21 protein-coding genes are annotated in these 20,545 nt (G+C 70.6%); 8 read left to right on the top strand and 13 right to left on the bottom strand.

Translation table 11 applies throughout. From position 1 onward, the window contains the following. Positions 1 to 154 precede the first annotated feature (154 nt). The 3 genes from IEY79_RS29985 to IEY79_RS29995 form a co-directional block, all read right to left on the bottom strand. Entirely contained in the window at positions 155 to 1,117 is a 963-nt protein-coding gene (locus tag IEY79_RS29985; protein ID WP_189110776.1) for an electron transfer flavoprotein subunit alpha/FixB family protein, read from the bottom strand. 70 nt (positions 1,118 to 1,187) lie between these two features. Beyond that, positions 1,188 to 1,976, bottom strand: a complete 789-nt coding sequence (locus IEY79_RS29990; RefSeq protein WP_189110777.1) for an electron transfer flavoprotein subunit beta/FixA family protein — start codon at positions 1,974 to 1,976, stop codon at positions 1,188 to 1,190. Between the two features lie 219 nt (positions 1,977 to 2,195). Then, on the bottom strand, positions 2,196 to 2,618 hold the full coding sequence (locus tag IEY79_RS29995; protein WP_189110834.1) for a TlpA family protein disulfide reductase: 423 nt from the start codon (positions 2,616 to 2,618) through the stop codon (positions 2,196 to 2,198). A gap of 92 nt (positions 2,619 to 2,710) precedes the next feature. Between IEY79_RS29995 and IEY79_RS30000 the strand changes: the two genes are divergently transcribed. Continuing rightward, complete coding sequence (locus tag IEY79_RS30000) at positions 2,711 to 3,127, top strand: DUF4395 domain-containing protein (protein WP_189110778.1); 417 nt, start codon at positions 2,711 to 2,713, stop codon at positions 3,125 to 3,127. Between the two features lie 176 nt (positions 3,128 to 3,303). After that, the gene (locus IEY79_RS30005; protein ID WP_189110779.1) at positions 3,304 to 4,026 is read left to right on the top strand and encodes a lysophospholipid acyltransferase family protein; all 723 of its coding nucleotides are present in this window, start codon (positions 3,304 to 3,306) and stop codon (positions 4,024 to 4,026) included. Between the two features lie 81 nt (positions 4,027 to 4,107). Here the strand turns inward: IEY79_RS30005 and IEY79_RS30010 are convergent, their stop codons facing one another. From IEY79_RS30010 to IEY79_RS30025, 4 genes are all read right to left on the bottom strand, one after another. Then, complete coding sequence (locus IEY79_RS30010; RefSeq protein WP_189110780.1) at positions 4,108 to 4,800, bottom strand: B3/B4 domain-containing protein; 693 nt, start codon at positions 4,798 to 4,800, stop codon at positions 4,108 to 4,110. A 136-nt stretch (positions 4,801 to 4,936) separates the two neighbouring features. After that, complete coding sequence (locus IEY79_RS30015) at positions 4,937 to 6,007, bottom strand: threonine aldolase family protein (RefSeq protein WP_189110835.1); 1,071 nt, start codon at positions 6,005 to 6,007, stop codon at positions 4,937 to 4,939. Then, on the bottom strand, positions 6,004 to 6,771 hold the full coding sequence (locus IEY79_RS30020) for an SDR family NAD(P)-dependent oxidoreductase (protein ID WP_189110781.1): 768 nt from the start codon (positions 6,769 to 6,771) through the stop codon (positions 6,004 to 6,006). Before IEY79_RS30020 ends, IEY79_RS30015 begins: the two co-directional genes overlap by 4 nt. Before the next feature lie 114 nt (positions 6,772 to 6,885). Continuing rightward, entirely contained in the window at positions 6,886 to 8,283 is a 1,398-nt protein-coding gene (locus tag IEY79_RS30025; RefSeq protein ID WP_189110782.1) for a DUF6421 family protein, read from the bottom strand. A 262-nt stretch (positions 8,284 to 8,545) separates the two neighbouring features. Here IEY79_RS30025 and IEY79_RS30030 point away from each other — a divergent pair, with 262 nt between their 5' ends. Then, complete coding sequence (locus IEY79_RS30030; protein WP_189110783.1) at positions 8,546 to 9,229, top strand: glycerophosphodiester phosphodiesterase; 684 nt, start codon at positions 8,546 to 8,548, stop codon at positions 9,227 to 9,229. A 90-nt stretch (positions 9,230 to 9,319) separates the two neighbouring features. Here IEY79_RS30030 and IEY79_RS30035 read toward each other — a convergent pair whose 3' ends face one another. Then, a complete protein-coding gene (locus tag IEY79_RS30035; protein ID WP_189110784.1) occupies positions 9,320 to 10,240 on the bottom strand; it encodes an oxidoreductase in 921 nt (306 codons plus the stop codon). A gap of 158 nt (positions 10,241 to 10,398) precedes the next feature. Between IEY79_RS30035 and IEY79_RS30040 the strand changes: the two genes are divergently transcribed. Continuing rightward, on the top strand, positions 10,399 to 11,319 hold the full coding sequence (locus IEY79_RS30040) for a helix-turn-helix transcriptional regulator (RefSeq protein ID WP_189110785.1): 921 nt from the start codon (positions 10,399 to 10,401) through the stop codon (positions 11,317 to 11,319). On the opposite strand, the gene IEY79_RS30045 is transcribed toward IEY79_RS30040, so the two are convergent. The 5 genes from IEY79_RS30045 to IEY79_RS30065 form a co-directional block, all read right to left on the bottom strand. Next, positions 11,294 to 11,854: a GNAT family N-acetyltransferase gene (locus IEY79_RS30045; RefSeq protein WP_189110786.1), complete on the bottom strand. Its 561-nt coding sequence runs from the start codon at positions 11,852 to 11,854 to the stop codon at positions 11,294 to 11,296. The two genes, IEY79_RS30040 and IEY79_RS30045, sit on opposite strands and share 26 nt — an antisense overlap. Before the next feature lie 148 nt (positions 11,855 to 12,002). Further along, entirely contained in the window at positions 12,003 to 12,914 is a 912-nt protein-coding gene (locus IEY79_RS30050) for an NAD-dependent epimerase/dehydratase family protein (protein WP_189110787.1), read from the bottom strand. After that, positions 12,914 to 13,834: a carbohydrate ABC transporter permease gene (locus IEY79_RS30055; protein ID WP_189110788.1), complete on the bottom strand. Its 921-nt coding sequence runs from the start codon at positions 13,832 to 13,834 to the stop codon at positions 12,914 to 12,916. The genes IEY79_RS30050 and IEY79_RS30055 overlap by 1 nt, the downstream gene beginning before the upstream one ends. Next, positions 13,831 to 14,847: a carbohydrate ABC transporter permease gene (locus IEY79_RS30060; RefSeq protein ID WP_229701238.1), complete on the bottom strand. Its 1,017-nt coding sequence runs from the start codon at positions 14,845 to 14,847 to the stop codon at positions 13,831 to 13,833. Before IEY79_RS30060 ends, IEY79_RS30055 begins: the two co-directional genes overlap by 4 nt. Then, positions 14,844 to 16,226 (bottom strand): ABC transporter substrate-binding protein, encoded by a 1,383-nt coding sequence (locus tag IEY79_RS30065; RefSeq protein ID WP_189110789.1) that lies wholly within the window; start codon positions 16,224 to 16,226, stop codon positions 14,844 to 14,846. The genes IEY79_RS30060 and IEY79_RS30065 overlap by 4 nt, the downstream gene beginning before the upstream one ends. Positions 16,227 to 16,374: 148 nt before the next feature. Here IEY79_RS30065 and IEY79_RS30070 point away from each other — a divergent pair, with 148 nt between their 5' ends. From IEY79_RS30070 to IEY79_RS30085, 4 genes are all read left to right on the top strand, one after another. Beyond that, a complete protein-coding gene (locus IEY79_RS30070; RefSeq protein WP_189110790.1) occupies positions 16,375 to 17,169 on the top strand; it encodes an IclR family transcriptional regulator in 795 nt (264 codons plus the stop codon). 104 nt (positions 17,170 to 17,273) lie between these two features. Next, positions 17,274 to 18,560 carry an enolase C-terminal domain-like protein gene (locus tag IEY79_RS30075; protein WP_189110791.1) on the top strand — a complete coding sequence of 429 codons (1,287 nt, stop codon included), beginning with the start codon at positions 17,274 to 17,276 and terminating at the stop codon, positions 18,558 to 18,560. After that, positions 18,557 to 19,243, top strand: a complete 687-nt coding sequence (locus IEY79_RS30080; protein ID WP_189110792.1) for a ThuA domain-containing protein — start codon at positions 18,557 to 18,559, stop codon at positions 19,241 to 19,243. Before IEY79_RS30075 ends, IEY79_RS30080 begins: the two co-directional genes overlap by 4 nt. Further along, positions 19,228 to 20,307: a Gfo/Idh/MocA family protein gene (locus IEY79_RS30085; protein ID WP_189110793.1), complete on the top strand. Its 1,080-nt coding sequence runs from the start codon at positions 19,228 to 19,230 to the stop codon at positions 20,305 to 20,307. Before IEY79_RS30080 ends, IEY79_RS30085 begins: the two co-directional genes overlap by 16 nt. Positions 20,308 to 20,545: the final 238 nt, after the last annotated feature.

Here is a 20,545-nt window from a genome sequence, read left to right on the forward strand (position 1 = left end):
CGCTATATGGAATTCATCATCCGCATGGTGAAGTTAATCGTCTGATCCAGGCTGCGTCAATGGTCGCCCGGAGGGGCCGGGGAAGCGAGCACTCAGCACGGAGGGGCCGCTCGGCACAGACGCCGCGCGGCCCCTCCGGGTGCTTGCTCGGGGCTCAGCCCTTGCGTGCCTTGATGGCCTCGGTGAGCTGCGGGACGACCTGGAAGAGGTCCCCGACGATGCCGTAGTCGACCAGGTCGAAAATGGGCGCCTCGGCGTCCTTGTTGACCGCGACGATCGTCTTCGACGTCTGCATGCCCGCCCGGTGCTGGATCGCGCCCGAGATGCCGGAGGCGATGTACAGCTGGGGGGAGACCGACTTGCCGGTCTGGCCGACCTGGTTGGAGTGCGGGTACCAGCCGGCGTCGACGGCGGCGCGCGAGGCGCCCACGGCCGCGCCGAGGGAGTCGGCGAGCGCCTCGATGATCGCGAAGTTCTCGGCGCCGTTGACGCCGCGTCCGCCGGAGACGACGATCGCGGCCTCGGTCAGCTCCGGGCGGCCGGTCGACTCACGCGGGGTGCGGGCGACGACCTTGGTGCCGGTGGCGGCCTCACCGAAGGTGACGGCCAGCTCCTCGACGGCGCCCGCGACAGCGGCCGGCTCGACGGGGGCCGAGTTGGGCTTCACGGTGATGACCGGAGTGCCCTTGGTGATCCGGGACTTGGTGGTGTACGCGGCGGCGAAGACCGACTGGGTCGCCACCGGGCCCTGGTCGTCGGCGGTCAGGTCGATCGCGTCGGTGATCAGGCCCGACCCGATGCGCACCGCGAGACGGGCGGCGATCTCCTTGCCCTCGGCGGACGAGGGGACCAGTACGGCGGCCGGGGAGACGCTGTCGTACGCGGCCTGGAGCGCGTCGACCTTCGGGACGACGAGGTAGTCGGTGAACTCGGCGGCGTCGGCGGTCAGCACCTTCACCGCGCCGTGCTCCGCCAGGGTCGCGGCGGTGTCCGCGGCGCCCGCGCCGAGCGCGACGGCTACCGGGTCGCCGATACGGCGGGCCAGCGTCAGCAGCTCCAGGGTGGGCTTGCGGACGGCGCCGTCCACATGATCGACATAGACGAGGACTTCAGCCATGGGATGTGTTCTCCTGCGAATGCGTGTGCGTGAAGGAACCGGGACCGGCTGGGGCGGTGAACCGCACCCGTCAGATGAACTTCTGGCTCACGAGGTACTCGGCCAGCTGGTCGCCGCCCTTGCCCTCGTCGTTGACGATGGTGCCCGCCGTACGGGCCGGGCGCTCCGTGGCGGAGTCGACCGCCGTCCACGCGCCTTCGAGACCGACGTCCCCGGCCTCGATGTCCAGGTCCCCCAGGTCCAGGGACTCCACCGGCTTCTTCTTCGCCGCCATGATCCCCTTGAACGAGGGGTAGCGGGCCTCGCCCGACTGGTCCGTCACCGACACGACGGCCGGCAGGGAGGCTTCGAGCTGCACGGTGGCCGCGTCGCCGTCGCGGCGGCCCTTGACGGTGGAGCCGTCGACCGAGACCTCGGACAGCAGCGTCACCTGCGGGACGCCAAGACGCTCCGAGAGCATCGCGGGCAGGACGCCCATCGTGCCGTCGGTCGAGGCCATGCCGCAGATGACCAGGTCGTAGCCGGTCTTCTCGACCGCCTTCGCCAGGACCAGCGAGGTGCCGAGCGCGTCGGTGCCGTGCAGATCGTCGTCCTCGACGTGGACCGCCTTGTCCGCGCCCATCGACAGCGCCTTGCGCAGCGCGTCCTTCGCGTCCTCGGGGCCGACCGTCAGCACGGTGACCTCCGCGTCACCGTCGTGGTCACCCGCGATCTGCAGCGCCTGCTCGACCGCGTACTCGTCGAGCTCGGACAGCAGACCGTCCACATCGTCACGGTCCAGCGTCAGGTCATCGGCGAAATGCCGGTCACCCGTGGCGTCGGGCACGTACTTCACACAGACAACGATCCTCAAGCTCACGCCGGCTCTCCTACTGCATCGTCATTTCTGGGCTGCGTTGTTGCTCGCAGCATAGGCGCCTGATGGGGGGTTTTCCGGTCAGGTCGACCCGTGCACCGACCATAATATTACTCGCCAGTACATCCAGCTCATGCCCACTGAGCAAGCGCTTTGAACTGTGACCTTCCCAACGCCCGCCGGTCCGGAGCCCCGACACGGAGCGGCCGGCGGCGCGGCGTGTCACCCGCCGGAGGGCTCGCCGGAGACGGCCACACCCAGTGCGGCGATCACATCGGCCTTACGGGGTGCCCCGGCCGCCCTGCGGACGATCCGGCCCGCCGCGTCGAGGACGAGCACCGTGGGCGTCCTGAGGATGCCGAGTTCGCGTACCAACTCCAGGCGGTCCTCGGCGTCGAGCTCCACATGGGCGACGCCGTCGACCATGCCCGTGACCTCTGCGAGCGTGCGCCGGGTGGCCCGGCAGGGCTGGCAGAACGCGCTGGAGAACTGGACGAGTGTGGCCCGCTCCCCCAACTCCGCGCCCAACTCGGCCGCGCCGAGCCGCCTTTCGCCGTCACGCCCGCGCACCTTGAGCCTCCCGTTCGTACGCCGGTGGAGCACGCCGAAGAGGCTCGCCGCCGCGAGCACCGCCACGCACACCATGAGCCCTGTCGTCGTCATCTCCCGTGCAGCGTTCACACGACCGCAAGATATTCCGCGGTCCCGGGCGTGCGGCCCTGAGCGATGCTGGTGTCATGAACATAGATGTCAGAGGTCCCCGCTTCGGCGCGGCCGTCACCACCGTCGTCCTGGCCGCGGTCCTCGTCACCGGCAGCGGCGCGCTTCTCGGCTGGCAGGCCCTGGTCTTCGCGGTGGGCGCGCTGGCCGGTGCGGGGCGTTCGCCCTACGCGTGGCTGTTCCGCACCGTCGTACGGCCCAGGATCGGACCGCCCACGGAGTTCGAGCCCCCGGAGCCGCCGCGTTTCGCGCAGGCGGTCGGGCTGGTCTTCGCGCTGGTCGGGCTGGTCGGCTATGTGTGGGGGCCTCTCTGGCTCGGACTGGCCGCTACCGCCTGCGCCCTCGCCGCCGCCTTCCTCAACGCGGTCTTCGCCTACTGCCTCGGCTGCGAGATGTACCTCCTGCTGCGCCGTACGACCGAGGCGCTGCGCTGAGCTGCGGCAAACGCCCTGATCACCCGGGAATGACGTGATGAGAATCTCGCTCCGCGCCGTCGACAGGACTGGCCACAAGGCCTCGTTTGGGGCACGATCTGCCCAATGCCGAAAACCTACGGCTGCGTAGCTTCCGTCGGGAGAACCCTCCCCGGGAACAGAAGGGTCTCCTCCAGATGGCAGAGCTCGTCTATCGGCCGGTCATCGGCGCCGCCCGCACGATGTTCAAGGCGCTGGACCTCAAGATCGAGACTCAGGGCTCCGAGAACATCCCGCGTGTCGGCGGCGCGGTGCTCGTCAGCAACCACATCAGTTATCTGGACTTCATCTTCACCGGCCTCACGGCACTCCCCCAGAAGCGGCTCGTCCGCTTCATGGCGAAGGAATCCGTCTTCAGGCACAAGGTCTCCGGGCCGCTCATGCGCGGCATGAAGCACATCCCGGTGGACCGTACGCAGGGCGAGACCGCCTACTCGCACGCGCTCGACTCGCTGCGCGCGGGCGAGATCATCGGTGTATTCCCCGAGGCGACGATCTCGCAGTCGTTCACGCTCAAGTCCTTCAAGTCGGGCGCGGCTCGCCTGGCGCAGGAGGCCGGCGTGCCGCTGATCCCGATGGCGCTGTGGGGCACCCAGCGGCTCTGGACCAAGGGGCGCCCCCGCAACTTCCGGCGCAGCCACATCCCCGTGACGATGCGGGTCGGCGAGCCGGTGGAAGCCCCCACCGACCAGTACGCGGGGGCGATCACCCGGCGGCTGCGCGAGCGGGTGCAGGAGCTGCTCGAAGCCGCCCAGCGCGCCTACCCGGTACGGCCCAGGGACGCGAGCGACACCTGGTGGGTACCGGCGCATCTGGGCGGTACGGCCCCGACCCCGGCCGAGGCCCGCGAAGCCGGCTGAGCCTGGCGGCCCCCGCGGGCGCCGCCACCGAAACGTCACCGCACGGCCCGTCGCCCGACCGGCGTTCCGTCATGTGGTGCGTCAGAGCGCGGGGCGCACGGTGATCCGCGCCCCGGGGCTCAACTTCTCCAGCGATTCGGCGAGTTCGGTGCCCGCCGCGTCGAGCTCCGCGCCGGTCATCGGAGCCAGGCTCTCCAGCAGGAAGACGGCGTTCACCGACTCCTCGGTGAGCCGGGTCCGCACTCCCTGACGCCAGTTCCAGCGCCGGCAGGTGACACCCTCGTCGTCGCGCCACACGACCTCGCCCGCGTCCGGGTGCTCGACGACCGGCTCCCCGCCCGCGGCGGTGTGGAACGGCTCCTCGCCCGTGGCCCGTACGAGCCGCATGGCGCCCGTGATCCGGTCGGTGTCCTCGCCTCCGACGGGGATCAGATGGGCCACGCTGATCGCGTTGTAGAGGTCCACGAGCAGATTGATCCGGGGCAGACCGCCGTCGGCGAGCGCGCGCTTGGCCAGCGCCTCGGCGGAGTTGCGCGTGCGGTTCGGCTTGCTGCCGAAGGCCGTGTACGCGGCGCGCCAGGCGACCATATGCGGGTCCTCGTGCGGCGCGCGGCCGTCGAGGCGGGCGGCGAGCCGCCGGGCCGCGTCGTCGAGCAGCGCCGAACTGGCCTCGTTGCTGGGGCCGTTCACCAGGCCGTGGGCCTCGACGGCGAGCGGGGTGAAGCCGGGGACGAGGGAGTGCACCTCGTCCGACACGGTGAGCGTCAGGGTCATGGTCTGCCTTGCCTCGGGACGTACGGAATCGGTGCATCAGAGCACACCGAGAGGTCTACTGTAATGCACCGGGGAACGCCCGCGACCACGCGAGTGCGGGGCCGGGGGTGAATCCCCGGCCCGACGCCTCTACGGGTTACCTGGCCATCTCTTCCTTGACCGCCTGGACGAACGCGTCGACGTCGTCCTCGGTCGTGTCGAAGGCGCACATCCAGCGCACGTCACCGGCCGTCTCGTCCCAGAAGTAGAAGCGGAAGCGCTTCTGGAGCCGCAGGCCCGCCTCGCGCGGCAGGCGGGCGAAGACCGCGTTGGCCTGGACGGGGTGCAGTATCTCGACCCCGTCGATCGCGCGCACGCCGTCGGCGAGCCGCTGGGCCATGGCGTTGCTGTGCCGGGCGTTGCGCAGCCAGAGATCACCGGCCAGCAGTGCCTCCAACTGGACGGAGACGAACCGCATCTTGGAGCTGAGCTGCATCGACAGCTTGCGCAGCCGCTTCATCGCGCGGACCGCGTCCGGGTCGATCACGACGACGGCCTCGCCGAAGATCGCGCCGTTCTTCGTCCCGCCGTAACTCAGTACGTCCACGCCGACGGTGTTGGTGAACGTGCGCATCGGTACGTCGAGGAAGGCCGCCGCGTTGGATATCCGGGCGCCGTCGAGATGGACCTTCATGCCGCGCTCGTGGGCGTGTTCGCACAGCGCGCGGATCTCGGCCGGGGTGTAGACGGTGCCCAGTTCGGTGTTCTGGGCGATCGACACGACCTGCGGCATGGCGCGGTGCTCGTCGTCGTACCCCCACGCCTGCCGGTCGACCAGCTCCGGGGTCAGCTTGCCGTCGGGGGTGGGCACGGTCAGCAGTTTGAGGCCGCCGACCCGCTCGGGCGCCCCGCCCTCGTCCACGTTGATGTGCGCGGAATCGGCGCAGATCACCGCTCCCCAGCGGTCGGTCATCGACTGGAGCGCGACGACGTTCGCGCCCGTGCCGTTGAAGACCGGGAAGGCCTCGGCGGTGGGGCCGAAGTGGCTGTGCATGACGCGCTGGAGATGGTCGGTGTACTCGTCCTCGCCGTACGCGATCTGGTGGCCGCCGTTGGCGACGGCCAGCGCCGCCAGCACCTCGGGGTGGGCGCCCGCGTAGTTGTCGCTGGCGAACCCGCGCACGGCTGGGTCGTGGTGCGCACGCGCGGCGGTCGTACGGGACGTCATGACTCGGGGCTCAGCCACAGGCGGCTTCCGTTCACTTCACCGGCGGGCCGCTCCCAGACCCCGGCGATGGCGTCGGCCAGGTCTCCGGCGTCCGTGAAGCCCGCGAACTTCGCATTCGGGCGCTCGACGCGCATCGCGTCGTGCACCAGTGCCTTGATGACCAGGATCGCAGCAGCCGCGCGCGGCCCTTCGTCGCCCCCGGCCTTACGGAAGTCGTCGGCGAGCGCCAGTGTCCAGGCCTCGGCCGCCGCCTTGGCCGCGGCGTAGGCGGCGTTACCGGCCGTGGGTTTGCTCGCTCCGGCCGCGCTGACCAGCACATAGCGCCCGCGGTCGCCGCGCAGCAGGGCTTCGTGGAAGGCGAGGGAGGTGTGCTGGACCGTGCGGATGAGCAGCTTCTCCAGCAGGTCCCAGTCGGCGAGGTCGGTGTCGGCGAAAGTCTTGCCGCCGCGCCAGCCGCCGACGAGATGGACCAGCCCGTCCACGCGGCCCCGGCCGGCGTCCTTCTCGATCCTGGCCGCCCACGCGCGGGTGGCCGCCGGATCCAGCAGGTCGACGGTGTCTCCGGTGACGGTGGCGCCGCTGTGGGCGCGGCGGGCGGCCTCGACGGCCTCGGCGAGACTCGCCGCGTCCGCGTCGGCGCCGAAGACCGTCGCCCCGGCCGAGGCCAGGCGCAGCAGGGTGGCGCGCCCCGCGGGGCCGCCCGCTCCGGCGACCGCCACGACGGCGCCGTCCAGCGCGCAGCCCTTTCCGGTGCTCGCGCTCATGGTCGTCTTCTCCGTCATCCCGGTGTCCCCCGTGTCTGCGCGTCGTCGTTCATGCCGTGGCCGGCCGTGCTGTCGCGGGACACGTTCTCCCGCCGAGAGCAGTGTCGTACGAACTCACGCGGCTCGCTTCTCGGTGGTCGTGGCCCGGATGCCCTGGGTCGAGGCGATCACGGTCTTGAGCTTCTTGCCCAGAGCCTCGTAGAACATGCTGAGCGGAAACTCGTCGGGGAGCACGTCGTCCACCAGCTTGCGCGGGGGCAGATCCAGGTCCAGGGCGTCCGGGCCCTTGGCCCAGCGGGATCCGGGGTGCGGGGCCAGATAGGTGGAGACGAGGTCGTAGGCGGCGAACCAGTGGACCAGCTTCGGGCGGTCGATGCCGGCCCGGTAGAGGCTCTCGATCTCGGCGAGCAGCTGCTGAGTGACCCGCGGAGCCCGCTCCCAGTCGATGCGCAGGGTGTTGTCGGTCCAGCGCACCACGTCGTGCTTGTGGAGGTAGGAGAAGAGCAGCTGGCCGCCGAGGCCGTCGTAGTTGCGCTGCCGGGCGCCGGTGACGGGGAAGCGGAACATCCGGTCGAAGAGCACCGCGTACTGCACGTCGCGGCCCTGCGGGACACCGTCGGCCGCGAGCTGTACGGCCTCCCGGAACGCGGTGAGGTCACAGCGCAGCTCCTCCAGGCCGTACATCCAGAACGGCTGCCGCTGCTTGATCATGAACGGGTCGAACGGCAGGTCGCCGTGGCTGTGGGTGCGGTCGTGGATCATGTCCCAGAGGACGAACGCCTGCTGGCAGCGGTCCTGGTCGCCGACCATCTCGCGGATGTCGTCGGGGAGTTCGACCCCGAGGATGTCGACGGCGGCCTCGGTCACCCGGCGGAAGCGGGCGGCCTCGCGGTCGCAGAAGATGCCTCCCCAGCTGAACCGCTCGGGGGCCTCGCGGACCGCGATGGTCTCCGGGAAGAGGACCGCGGAGTTGGTGTCGTACCCGGCGGTGAAGTCCTCGAAGGTGATGCCGCAGAAGAGCGGGTTGTCGTAGCGGGTGCGCTCCAGTTCGGCGAGCCACTCGGGCCAGACCATGCGCAGGACGACGGCCTCCAGATTGCGGTCCGGGTTGCCGTTCTGCGTGTACATGGGGAAGACAACCAGGTGCTGCAGCCGGTCCACCCGGTCGGCCGCGGGCTGGAAGGCGAGCAGCGAGTCCAGGAAGTCGGGTACGTCGAAGGCGCTGTCGGCCCATTTACGGAGGTCCGCCACGAGCGCCCGGTGGTAGGCGGCGTCGTGCGGAAGCAGGGGTGAGAGCTGCTCTACGGCGGAGGTCACCCGGTCGAGGGTGGCCTCGGCGAGGGCGCGCGAAGGCGCGTCGTCGGCGTCGAAGTCTATGGAGCCGTCCTTGGACTGCCAGGGGCGGATCTCCTCGACGGCGTTCTTGAGCTCGGTCCACGCGGGGTGCTCGACCACCCGCTCGCCGTCGGCCTGGAGCCCTCCGGTCCGGTCCTGCACAAGAATTTCCGTCATGTCACACCCTCCACGGGAGAAGCTCGCGTCAAGGCACCGTATCGGTCTTTGATTCTCCCGTACAAGGTCGGATGAGACAAATTATCCTGCCACGCTTCGTGTTTACGGGCGTTTTTCCCGCCGTATGCGCTGCTGACAGCAGGCATCTCCACTCGCCTGTCACGCGCGGGTCCATACCGGCGTACTGACCGTTAGGCTGCCGCCGTGCCGCGTGGGGCACCAGCGCCGCGCGGGAGCCGCCGACGACGGAAGCGAGTCAGCCTTGACTTTCCTCACCATCGGTCATCGTGGAGTGATGGGTGTCGAACCCGAGAACACCCTGCGCTCCTTCCTGCACGCCGAGCGGGCCGGTATGGACGCGATCGAGCTCGACCTTCATCTGAGCAAGGACGGCGCCCTCGTCGTCATGCACGACGCGGAGCTGGACCGGACGACGGACGGCACGGGCCCGATCGCCGACCGGACCCTCGCCGAGCTGCGGGAGCTCGACGCCGGGCGGGGCGAGCGGGTGCCGGTGTTCGAGGAGGTCCTGGACGCGGTGGGCTCACCGCTCCAGGCGGAGATCAAGGACGTGGCGGCGGCGCGGGCGCTGGCCGAGGTCATGCGCCGGCGGCAGCTGGTGGGACGGGTGGAGGTGTCCTCGTTCCACGACGAGGCCGTCGCCGAGATCTCCGCCCTGGTGCCGGGCGTACGGACGGTGCTGATCGCCAGCCGCTGGGGCGCGGATGTGGTGGACCGGGCCGTCGCGGTGGGCGCGGACTCGCTCGCGCTCAACATCCGGCGGCTGACGCTGGAGGTCGTCGAGCGCGCGCACGAGGCGGGGCTCGGGGTGATCGGCTGGGTGGTGAACACCCCGGACCAGTTGCGGCTGGTCCGGGCGCTCGGTCTGGACGGCGCGACCACGGACTTCCCGGAGATCCGCCGCACCGGGCGGTTCACCGCCTGACGCGCGGAGCCGGGAAACAGGGCGGAACCGGGACACCGGACCACTTGGCCGTACCGGGGGGGGTGGCACTCGGGTCCGGCGTCCCGGCGGTCAGGGGTAACTGATGCCGGTCAGCTCCTCGGCGGCGGCCCACAGCCTCTTCCCGCATTCGGGATCGGCCGCCCGCGGGTCGGGCTCGGTCGGGGCAACCGGGCCGCGCAGCTCCTTGAAGCCGGACGGGCCGTAGAACTGGCCACCGCGCACGCCGGGCGCGGTCGCAGCGTGCAGCTGTGACCGCGCACCCTCCTGGACCGGGGCGAACGCCCGCTGCGTCGCCCGGTCGACGGCCCGCGAGATGGCCCACTGGTCCTCAAACGCCCGCGGGCTGAGGTTGGTGCGGCAGATCCCGGGATGGGCGACGACGCTGAGCACGGGAGAGCCGGCCGTCTCCAGGCGGCGGTGGAGTTCGAGGCCGTACACGGTGCAGGCCAGCTTGGAACGGGCGTACGCGCGGCGGGGTCCGAAGTTCTTCCGCGACATCAGGTCGTCCAGGTCGAGACGGGCACCCCGGTGGGCGGTCGAGCTGATGCTCACCACGCGGGCGCCTTCCGCGCGGCCGAGGGCGCCGAGCAGCAGGCCGGTGAGCGCGAAGTGGCCCAGCATGTTGACGCCGAAGTGGGTCTCGAACCCGTCGTCGGTGGTGCGGGCCGGACCGAGATGGAGCACACCGGCGTTGTTGACCAGCAGATCGATCGCCGGGAAGTCGTCGTTCATCCCCTTCGCGAAGGCGCGCACGGACCGGAGCGAGGCCAGGTCGAGTTGACGTACGTGGATCTCGGCGTCGGGTGAGGTCCGCCGGATGTCCTTGGCCGCCCGCTCGCCGGCGGCGCTGTCGCGTACGGCCATCACGACGTGTGCCCCGCCGCGGGCGAGCTCGGTCGCCGTGACCAGGCCGAGTCCGGAGTTCGCGCCGGTCACGACGGCGACCCGACCGCTCTGGTCGGGCATGTCACGTTCGGTCCATTCGGTCATGACCGCTGCTCCTGGGAAATGGTGTGCCCGGCTGGGGGATGGTGTGCACGGCTGCCGGGCGCCAACGGTAGGAGCGGGGCGGCGAGTCGGGGTCGTACCCACTTCCCTAGGAGTGCCAGACCTACCTTCGGCCCACGCCGTGCCCGCACACTGTCCGTATGGCTGCCGACCACTCGTTCGCCCGTGAACTCGGTGACTTCCTCCGCGCCCGGCGCGGCCGGCTGAGCCCGCGGGACGTCGGGCTGGAGCCGGGCCCCCGGCGCAAGGTCACCGGGCTCAGGCGCGAGGAGATCGCGCTGCTCGCCGGGCTGAGCACCGACTACTACCAGCGCATGGAGCAGGGCCGCGACGTACGCCCCTCCGACAACGTGCTCGACGACCTCGCCACCGCCCTGCACCTGGACGACGACGAACGGCGGCATCTCTTCGCCCTCGCCCAGGCGGCACGCAGGCCCCAGCGCGTCCGGAGGCGCCGCGCCCCCGAACGCGTGCCGGACGGCACCCGGCAGCTGCTGGCCACCATGAACACCCCCGCGGTGGTGCTCGGCCGGCACCTCGACCTGCTCGCGTGGAACACCCTCGCCGAGGAGCTGTTCGGCGACCCGAACCAGCAGCCGCCGGAGCACCGCAACATGCTCACCTCGCTGTTCCACGACCCCGAGACCCGCATGCGCTGCCCCGACTGGGAAGCCACCGCGCTCCAGTACATCGGCATGCTGCGCGGCGCCGTCGTCACCGACCCGACGCACCCGCGGGCCACCATGCTCATCGGCGAACTCAGCATCCGCAGCGCGGACTTCCGGCGGCTCTGGGCCCGGCACGAGGTGCGCGAGACCGTGCAGGGGACGAAGCTGTTCCGGCACCCCCAGGTCGGCGAGATCACGGTCGAGTGGGGCAGCTACCCGCTGCCCGGCAGTCCCGGCCCGGTGATGTTCGTCTACACCGCCGAGCCCGGGAGCCCGGACGCCGAACGGCTCCAGCTGCTCGCATCCCTGCGCGCCGCCCGTACCCGGCGCGACCCGGACGACGGGCGCGCGGCGGTCGAAGGAGCGGTCAGACGTCCTGGTCCAGTGGCTTGACCAGCAGCTCGAACGCCAGGTCGGGCCGTTGCGGGATGCCGAAGCGCTCGTCGCCGTAGGGGAAGGGCAGCAGCTGTCCCGTACGACGGTAGCCGCGGCGCTCGTACCAGGCGATCAGATCCTCGCGCTGGACGATCACGGTCATGTGCATCTCACGGACGCCCCAGTCGGCGCGGGCGCGGCGCTCCGCCTCGGCCAGGACCTGCTTGCCGAGCCCCCCGCCCTGTGCGCCGGGGTCGACGGCGAACATGCCGAAGTACGCGGCGGGGCCGCGGTGCTCCAGCTGGCAGCAGGCGACCAGCACGCCGTCGGCCTCGACGGTCAGGAGCCGGCTGCCGTCGGCCTCGATCACGTCGAGCACGCCCTGCTCGTCGGTGCGCTGCCCTTCCAGCAGGTCGGCCTCGGAGGTCCAGGAGGCGCGGGCGCTCTCACCTCGGTAGGCGGACTCGATGAGCGCCACGAGGTTCTTGACGTCTTCTGCGGTGGCGTCCCGGTAGGTGAGCCGGCCGGGAGCGGGGCGCGGTGCGGTGTCCATGGTGCGCGTTCTCCGAATCTCCGCCGCGGACGGGCGGCGCGCCCGAGCCTAACCCCACTTCCCGGGGGAGCGGGCGGGCGGGGTGTGGATCGACGGGGGCGAGGAGCCCGTCCGCGGTGGAGATCCGGAGCCCTGCCGCCCGCCCCCGTCACACCTCGCCTTCGGCGGCCGTGGGGGCGGCGGGGCCGGCGGCCGGACCCGCGGCCGTGCCCGGGGCCTCGTCCGGCGGGATCCTGCGGTACTCCGGGGCGAAGCCCAGCAGCTTCGCGCACGCCGAGGTGTCGAACAGCGAGGCGTGGCCCGTCAGTTCGGTGAAGTACGGCACGCCCGGGTGGTGCTCTTCGAGCAGTTGGGCCGTCGGCACGGGCGACGAGGTGTCGTCCGCCGCCACGTTGATGACATGACAGCCCGTCAGTTCGGTGACGAGCGCGTACCGCACGGCCCTGGCCGCGTCCCTGGTGTCGAGCCACCCCCACAGGTCCATCCGGTGGCCGCCCGGATCGTCGCGTACGGCGGCGAGCTGCGCCGCCAGCCGCTCCCCCGTGCCGGTGAACGGGAACCGCATGCAGACGATGTCGGTGCCGTGGCGCCGGTGTGTGGCGCGGGCGGTCTCCTCCAGGACGAGCTTGGAGAGGCCGTACGGATCCTGGACGAGCGTGGGATGTTCCTCGTCCAGCGGTACGTAGCGCGGGGACTGCGGCCGCGGTGACCAGGCGAGTCCGACGGCCGACAGGCTGGAGGCGGCGACGACCCGGCGGACGCCGGTGCGGCCCGCCTCGTCGAGAACCCGGTGCGCGGTGAGGCAGTTGGTGGCGAACAGGGCGCTGTCGTCGTCCGAGTTGGGGTGCGGGATGGCGCCCAGATGGACGACGGCCTCCGCGCCGGCCATCGCGTCGCGTACCAGTCGGGGATCGCGGAGATCGCCGGTGTGGACGCGGTCCAGCCGTGGGTCGTCGACGGGGACGAGGTCGGTGGCGACGATCCGGTGGCCGTGGGCCAGCAGGTCCTCGATGACATGGCCGCCGATGTGTCCGGCGGCTCCGGTGACCAGAACGCGCATCAGCCCTTCACCGCCCCGACGAGGCCGTTGACGAAGTAACGCTGCAGGCAGACGAAGAGCAGCACGACGGGGATGACCACGATGAGCGCTCCGGCCATCAGATTGTTGTAGTGCGGGACGTTCTCGGCCGCGAGGGTCTGCAGGCCGAGAGGGAGGGTGAAGGTCGACTGGTCGTTGAGTGAGACACGGGTGAGCAGATACTCGTTCCAGGTCGGGATCGCGGTGAGCAACGCGACCGTGATCAGGGCGGGTTGGGCCAGTGGCAGATAGATGTTGAGGAAGATCCGGAACTCGCTCGCGCCGTCGACCCGCGCGGAGTCCCGCAGTTCGGCCGGGATGGCGCTGAACGCACCGGTCATGAGCAGGATCGACAGCGGCGCGCCGCCGTTGACGAAGGGCAGCACCAGTCCCCAGTGCGTGCCGAGGATGCCCATCTCGTTCTCCAGCAGCACGATCGGCAGCATCACCGTCACGCCGGGCACGAAGAGCAGCGAGACGAAGAGCCTCGACAGGAACGTGCGTCCGGGGAAGCGCAGCACGGCGAAGGCGTAGCCGGCCGCCGCGTAGATCACCAGCGTGAGGACCACGGTGTAGAGGGTGACCAGCAGGCTGTTGAGGAAGAAGTCGAAGAAGTGGAGCTTGTTCCAGGTGTCGATCAGCGTGTCGAAGGTGGGGTTCTTCGGGATCAGATGACCGCCGCTGACCACCTCCAGCTGGTCCTTGAACGCGGCGGAGACCATCCAGAGGAACGGATAGACGCTGACCAGTCCGTATCCGGCGAGCAGCAGACCGACCACGGTGCGGGCGAGGATCCGGCGGTTACGGGCTCCGCTCTCGCCCGGGCGTCCGCCCGCCCTGCCCGCCCGGTCGGGGTGTGCCGTCGCGTGGGGGCGCTTGTCCGCCACGGGGATCGAGGTCATGTCTTGCTCCGCAGCGCTCGCAGATTGATCAGGGCCAGTACCAGGGCGGCGGCGAACAGCAGCCAGCCGAGTGCGCTGGCGAGGCCGAGAGTGGGCCGCAATTGTTTGAGGAAGGCGAGGCTGTATGCCTCCAGGCCCAGCACGTTCGTGTGGTCGCCGGGGCCGCCGTTCGTCATCACCAGGAAGGTCTGGAAGCCCTGGAGCGAGTCCCGCAGGTTGAGCAGGACGACGATCGCCGTGATCGGGCGCAGCAGCGGCCAGACGACGGACGCGTTCGTACGCCACCAGCCGGCGCCGTCGAGTTCGGCGGCCTCCAGCAGGCTCCGGTCGATGGTCTGCAGGCCCGTCAGATACAGCAGCATCGACACGGGCACGGCGCTCCACACGGTCACCACGATCAGTGTGGGCAGCGCGGTGTCGGGGTTGCCGAGCCAGCCCTGGGGCTGCTGGAGCGAGCCGAGTCCGAGCTGGCCGAGCAGCAGGTTGACGGCGCCGTCGGGCTGGAGGATGTACTGCCAGGCGAAGAAGACGGCGATGCCGCTGGTCACGTACGGCAGGAAGAACACCGAGCGCAGGACGGCCTGCATCCTGCGTGCCCGGTTGAGCAGGACGGCCAGCGGAAAGGACACCATGACCGTCAGCACCGGTACGGCGATCATCACCCAGAGGGTGTTGAGTCCCGCGCTGCGCACCCGTGGCGCGTAGATGGGGCTGCGCCAGAGCAGATCGGCGTAGTTGTCCAGGCCGACCCAGGTCCAGTGCGGCATGAAGCCGTTCCAGGACGCGAAGCTCAGCAGGAAGCCGTAACCGACGGTGTACAGGCCCATGACGGCGAAGAGAACCACCGCGGGGGCGACGAACAGATAACCGGAGAGGGCCTCGCCGCCGAATGTGCCGCGCCAGGACCGCTTGCCGGGGCCGGGGGCGGTGTCCGCCGCCCCGGCCGGGAGCGTACGGCCCTTGCCGACACTCCCGGCCTCCCCCACCGTGGTGGGCCGAGGTGCTGCGGTCACTGGGTCGCCCAGTAGTCGCTGTTGAGTCCGCGGAGCTTGGCTCCCGTCTGTGCCGGTGTCTCCCGGCCGAGCGGGCTCAGATCGGTGAGGATCTCACCGGCCACGTCCTGGTCGTAGCCCGGCGGGCGGAAGTCGTTGAGGCTCGGGTCGTACGTGGTCTCCTCGGTGCCTTCGAAGCTCTCCATCATGGAGGTCAGGGCGGGGCCGAGGACCTTGGCGGAGTCGGCGCCGAGCTCGGTGGCCGGCAGGTCGGCGGACGCCTTGGCGAAGTTCGCGGCGACATCGGTGCCGGAGAGGAACTCCATCCACTTCTTGGCGTTCTCGGGCTGCTCGCTCGTGGCGGTGAGGCTCAGTCCGGTCAGCGCGAGCGGGCCGAGCGCCCGGTCGGGTACGGCGCCGCCCTTCGGTGCGGGCAGTCCGAAGGCGAGGACGTCGTCGGCCTTCATACCGTTCTGCTGGAGGAAGGCGAGCGTGAAGGTGCCGCCGACGGCGAAGGCCGACTTGCCCTGGGCGAAGGCCTGGTCGGCCTCGTCGATGGTGAGGGACTGGCTGCCCGGCATCCAGTACGGGGTGATCTCGTCGTACATGCTCAGGACCTTGGTGCCGTTGGCCGAACCGAAGTCGGTGGCCTTGTCCTTGCCGAAGAGGTCCCAGTAGGCCTGCTTGCCGAGCTGGGCGAACGCCAGCGGCTGGAGGACCCAGGTCAGTCCGGTCGACTTGACCTTCAGTCCGAGGCTGATGCCGCCGGTCTTCGGGTCCTTGTGGTGGGTGGCCTCGACCGCGTCCAGGAACTCCTCCCAGGTGGCGGGGGCCTCGGTGATTCCGGCGTCGGCCAGCTTCCGCTTGTTGGCGTAGACGATGCCGAAGGTGCCCGCGGTCAGCGGCACACTGAAGCGCTGGTCCTGCTCGACGCCCTTGAAGGTGGAGTCCTTGGCCTGGGACTCCTTGAACTTCTGCGCGGTGACGGTGCCCGAGCCTTTGATCGCCTCCTGGAAGCGACCGCTCCAGGAGTCCGGGATCTCGTCCTGGAGGTCGGCGGCGACGCCCGCCGCGCCGAGGACGAAGTCCTCGCCGTCGGAGTGGACTTCCAGGACGTCCGGCAGATTGCCGGTCTTGGCCGAGCTCTGCAGCTTGGTGGTGTAGGCGTCGTCGGGCGTGTACGCCTCGATCTTGACCGTGATGCCGGTCTCTTTCTTGAACTCCTCCGCCGCCGCGCGCAGGGCGCCGACGTGGGACTGCTTGAACGTCCACATCTCCAGCGACGTGGAGTCGCCGCCGGAGTCGGACGAGCCGCCGCAGGCGGAGAGGGTGGTGAGTGTGAGCGCGGTGGTCGCGGCCAGAGCCACGAGCCGGACATTCCGCGCGAATGGTATGCGCATGGCCCCTACCTAAGATTCAACCGTTCAGAAGACCGAATGGCGTTGGAGTGACTGAACTTATGGTTGCGGTGATATAGCGTCAAGACGCACGTCGAGAATCGTGCTGACCGGATCGCCGAGGGGCGCCGGTGCGGGGAGCGGAGGTTCCGTGGAATCGGTGGCAGCAGCGGCGCGAGGGCGTAAGCCCGAGGAGGTCAAGTCGGCGGCTCGGGTGCTCGAAGTGCTCGAACTGCTCGGCAACGAGGGCGCCCGGCTCTCGCTCGCCGAGATGGCGAGCGCGATGGCGGTGCCGAAAAGCAGCCTGCACGCGATCCTGCGGACGATGGAAGCGCGGCGCTGGGTCGACCTGGACGCCTCGGGCACCCGTTACAGCCTCGGCCTCAAGGCCCTGCTGACGGGCACGGCCTACCTGGAGGGCGACGACGTCGCGAGTCTCGCCGGGCCGGTCCTCGACGCACTCGCCGAGGAGACGGGCGAGTCGGTGCATCTGGGCAGGCTGGACGGCACGGACGTGGTCTACCTGGCCAAACGCGAGTCGCGGCACGCGCTTCGGATGTATTCGGCGGTGGGCCGGCGGCTGCCCGCGCACGCGACGGCGCTCGGCAAGGCGATGCTGTCGCAGTACGACGCGGCCGAGGTGCAGCGCCGGCTGGACTGGCCGCTGGCCAGGCTCACCCCGGACACCGTGACCGATCCCGACGAGCTGATCCGCCAGCTCGCGGAGGCCCGGTTGCAGGGGTGGGCGATGGACGACGGCGAGAACTCCGTGGACATCCGGTGCGTGGCCGTGGCGCTCGGCACCGGGCACGGCGGCGGGGACGCCATCAGCTGTTCGGCCCCCAAGAGCCGGATGGACGACGCCCGCGCGGAGGAGATCGCCGGGGCCGTCACGGAGGCCGCACATTCACTGCGGACCCTCCTCAAACGGCTCGGGCAGCACTGAGGACCGGTCCACCCTTATTTGGTAGAGTCGTTGACAAATCAGAGGCGCCCTCTCTACGTTCGGATAGCAGTACACCATTCTGCTATCTGTACGATGGAGTTCGTATGGCTCAGCCTGATGCCCGCTCCGACATCCTCGCCCCCGCTCCCTGGGTCGAGGACCGCGGTGCGAAGATCCGCATCACGGCCGTCTCCACCTTTCTCACCGCACCGCACGGCTGCCCCCATCTCGTCGTCCGCGTCGAGACCAACGAGCCGGGGCTGTATGGCCTCGGCTGCGCGAGCGACCCGCAACGCACCCTCGCCGTACGGTCCGTGCTCGACGACTACCTGGGCCCGATGCTCGTCGGGCGCGACCCCGACGACATCGAGGACATCCACCGGCTGCTGCTCAACAGCGCCTACTGGCGCGGTGGTTCGGTCACCGGCAACGCACTCGGCGGGATCGACGTCGCCCTGTGGGACCTCAAGGCCAAGCGCCTGGGAGCACCCCTGTACTCACTGTTCGGCGGGCGGGTCCGTACCCACGCCGAGGCCTACACCCATGTGAGCGGCGCCGACGCCGACGAGATCGCCGACAAGGTCGTGGCGGCGCGCGAGCGCGGCTACCGGCATGTCCGCGTCCAGGCGTCCGTGCCCGGCTCCGACACCTACGGCACCGGCGCCGCGGCCTCCGCCGACGCCCGCGCGCTGCGCACCCGCTCGGTGCCGTGGGACTCCGCCGCGTACGTACGGACCGTGCCGCGCGTCCTGACCGCCGTACGGACCCGGGTCGGCGACGAGGTCGAGTTGCTGCACGACGTGCACGAACGCCTCGACCCCCGGCAGGCCCGGGACTTCCTGCGCCGGGTCGAGGACGCCGGGCTCTACTTCGTGGAGGATCTGCTCGCCCCCGAGGACGCGAGCCACTTCGCCGCGCTGCGCGCCGGCTCCCCCGTACCCCTCGCCGTGGGTGAACTCTTCCATGACGTGGGCCAGTTCCTGCCGCTGCTCGACGGCCCCGCCATCGACTTCGCCCGGATCCGGGTCCCCACCCTCGGCGGTCTCACCCCGGCCCGCAAGCTCGCCGTCTACTGCGAGTTGCGTGGCGTACGGCTCGCGCCGCACGGCCCGGCCGACGTCAGCCCCGTCGCCCAGGCCGCCACCCTCGCCATGAACATCAGCAGCCACGCCTTCGGCGTACAGGAAGCGGCGGTATTCAAGCCTGCCGTTCTCGACGTCTTCCCGGGTACCGTCGTGGCGAACGACGGCGCCCTGTCCCCGCATGAGACGCCCGGTCACGGGGTCGACTTCGACGAGGTGGCGGCACGCCGGTATCCGGTGCCCGAGCCACTGGAACACGACCGCTGGGCCTTGCTGCGCAACACCGACGGGAGCGTGCAACGACCATGACAGCCATCACCTCGGGCCCGCCGACCACCCCCGGCTCCCGGCGCGCGCTGATCGTCCGCGGCGGCTGGGAGGGCCACCAGCCCGTCAAGATCACCGATCTCTTCCTGCCCTTCCTCGACGACAACGGTTTCGCGGTCGAGACGGCCGACACCCTGGACGTCTACACCGACGCCGAACTCCTCGCCGCCACCGACCTCGTCGTCCAGTGCTGGTCCATGGGCGAGATCAGCGAGGAGCAGTGCGCGGGGCTCACCGCGGCGGTCCACGCCGGCACGGGTTTCGCCGGCTGGCACGGCGGGATCGTCGACTCCTTCCGCGGCGACGTGAACTACCAACTCCTCACCGGCGGCCAGTTCCTGATGCATCCGCCGGGCTTCTCCGACCACAGGGTGCGGGTCGTGCCGGAGCGGGCGGACCATCCGATCGTCACCGGTCTGGCCGACTTCGACGTCCACACCGAGCGCTACTGGACGGCCACCGACCCCCTGATCGACGTTCTCGCGACGATCGGGTTCGAGGCGGACGAGACCCGGTCACGGCCGGTCACCATGCCCGCCGTGTGGACCAGGACCCGCGCCACGGGACGCGTGTTCGTCTCCACGATCGGCCACAAGCCTGACGACTTCGACGTGCCCGAGGTACGGACGCTGACCGAGAGGGGGCTGCTGTGGGCGAGCCGCTGAGGGTCGGCATGGTCGGCGCGGGAAAGATCAGCGGCGAGTATCTGAGGACGCTGGAACGGCTGGACGGCGTCCGGCTCACCGCCGTGACCGACCTGGACGCGGAGCGCGCCGAGGCCGTCGCCGCGCGGACACCGGGCGTCGCCGTCGCCGCCTCGGTCGCCGAACTGGTCGCGCGCCCCGACGTCGACGCCGTACTGAATCTGACCCTGCCCGCCGTACACGCGGAGGTGGCGCGCGCCGCGCTCGACGCGGGGAAGCATGTGTACGGCGAGAAGCCGCTGGCCATGACCCGCGAAGAGGCCGAGGGGCTGCTCGCCTCGGCGGCCGGGCGCGGGCTGCGGGTCGGCTGCGCTCCCGACACCGTGCTCGGTACGGGGGTTCAGACCGCGCGCGGGGCGGTCGACGACGGGCTCATCGGCGCCCCTGTCGCGGCGACAGCGTTCATGACCACACCGGGGCATGAACGCTGGCATCCCGCCCCCGAGTTCTACTACCGGGACGGCGGCGGGCCACTGCTCGACATGGGCCCCTACTATCTCTCCGCCCTCGTCCATCTGCTCGGGCCCGTCAACCGGGTCACCGGAGCCGCCTCCATGCCGCGCGCCGAGCGGACCATCGGGAGCGGACCACGCGCCGGCGAGCGCTTCGACTCCGAGGTGGACACCCATGTCACCGGGCTCCTGGAACACACGGGCGGTGCGCTCACGACGCTGGTCATGAGCTTCGACATCCACGCCGCGCGGCTGCCGCGCATCGAGGTGCACGGCACCGAGGGCTCGCTCTCCGTCCCCGACCCCAACGGCTTCGACGGTCCCGTCGAGTTGCACCGGGCCGGCGGCGAGTGGGAGCGGCTTCCGGTGTCGGGCGGCTACCGGGACGCCGGGCGCGGGACCGGTCTCGCCGATCTGGCGGCCGCGCTCGCCGAGGACCGACCGCACCGGGCGTCCGGCGAACTCGCCCGCCATGTCCTCGACGTGATGCTGACGCTGCTCGACGCGGCCCGCCAGGGTGTCTGGCTGCCGGTGCGCACCGATTGCGCGAGGCCCGAGGCCGTACGGCCGTAAAGGCCGCCCCGGCGCGGGATCCCTCACACGGACGGCAGGAAGGCGGCGGCCTTCCTGCCGTTCTTCACCGCCGCTCCCCTTCCTTCTCCGCCCTTCGCGGTCCTTCGCCGTCCTTGTCGGCTGCCATCGTCCGCCGCTCGAATTGTCAGGGCACTTAATGTCCAGGAGCAGAACTTTCCGGGCGGGAATTCGACTGACAATTCAATCGCAAGGCCCTCACCACCAGGAACACAGAAGT

This window comes from Streptomyces camponoticapitis (assembly GCF_014646115.1).
Taxonomy (GTDB): domain Bacteria; phylum Actinomycetota; class Actinomycetes; order Streptomycetales; family Streptomycetaceae; genus Streptomyces; species Streptomyces camponoticapitis.

Bases quoted from the DNA above. Each gene is read 5' to 3' on its own strand.
- IEY79_RS29985 (WP_189110776.1), bottom strand. From the start codon at position 1,117: ATGGCTGAAGTCCTCGTCTATGTCGATCATGTGGACGGCGCCGTCCGC.
- IEY79_RS29995 (WP_189110834.1), bottom strand. From the start codon at position 2,618: ATGGTGTGCGTGGCGGTGCTCGCGGCGGCGAGCCTCTTCGGCGTGCTC.
- IEY79_RS30000 (WP_189110778.1), top strand. From the start codon at position 2,711: ATGAACATAGATGTCAGAGGTCCCCGCTTCGGCGCGGCCGTCACCACC.
- IEY79_RS30005 (WP_189110779.1), top strand. From the start codon at position 3,304: ATGGCAGAGCTCGTCTATCGGCCGGTCATCGGCGCCGCCCGCACGATG.
- IEY79_RS30010 (WP_189110780.1), bottom strand. From the start codon at position 4,800: ATGACCCTGACGCTCACCGTGTCGGACGAGGTGCACTCCCTCGTCCCC.
- IEY79_RS30015 (WP_189110835.1), bottom strand. From the start codon at position 6,007: ATGACGTCCCGTACGACCGCCGCGCGTGCGCACCACGACCCAGCCGTG.
- IEY79_RS30020 (WP_189110781.1), bottom strand. From the start codon at position 6,771: ATGAGCGCGAGCACCGGAAAGGGCTGCGCGCTGGACGGCGCCGTCGTG.
- IEY79_RS30025 (WP_189110782.1), bottom strand. From the start codon at position 8,283: ATGACGGAAATTCTTGTGCAGGACCGGACCGGAGGGCTCCAGGCCGAC.
- IEY79_RS30035 (WP_189110784.1), bottom strand. From the start codon at position 10,240: ATGACCGAATGGACCGAACGTGACATGCCCGACCAGAGCGGTCGGGTC.
- IEY79_RS30040 (WP_189110785.1), top strand. From the start codon at position 10,399: ATGGCTGCCGACCACTCGTTCGCCCGTGAACTCGGTGACTTCCTCCGC.
- IEY79_RS30045 (WP_189110786.1), bottom strand. From the start codon at position 11,854: ATGGACACCGCACCGCGCCCCGCTCCCGGCCGGCTCACCTACCGGGAC.
- IEY79_RS30050 (WP_189110787.1), bottom strand. From the start codon at position 12,914: ATGCGCGTTCTGGTCACCGGAGCCGCCGGACACATCGGCGGCCATGTC.
- IEY79_RS30055 (WP_189110788.1), bottom strand. From the start codon at position 13,834: ATGACCTCGATCCCCGTGGCGGACAAGCGCCCCCACGCGACGGCACAC.
- IEY79_RS30065 (WP_189110789.1), bottom strand. From the start codon at position 16,226: ATGCGCATACCATTCGCGCGGAATGTCCGGCTCGTGGCTCTGGCCGCG.
- IEY79_RS30075 (WP_189110791.1), top strand. From the start codon at position 17,274: ATGGCTCAGCCTGATGCCCGCTCCGACATCCTCGCCCCCGCTCCCTGG.
- IEY79_RS30080 (WP_189110792.1), top strand. From the start codon at position 18,557: ATGACAGCCATCACCTCGGGCCCGCCGACCACCCCCGGCTCCCGGCGC.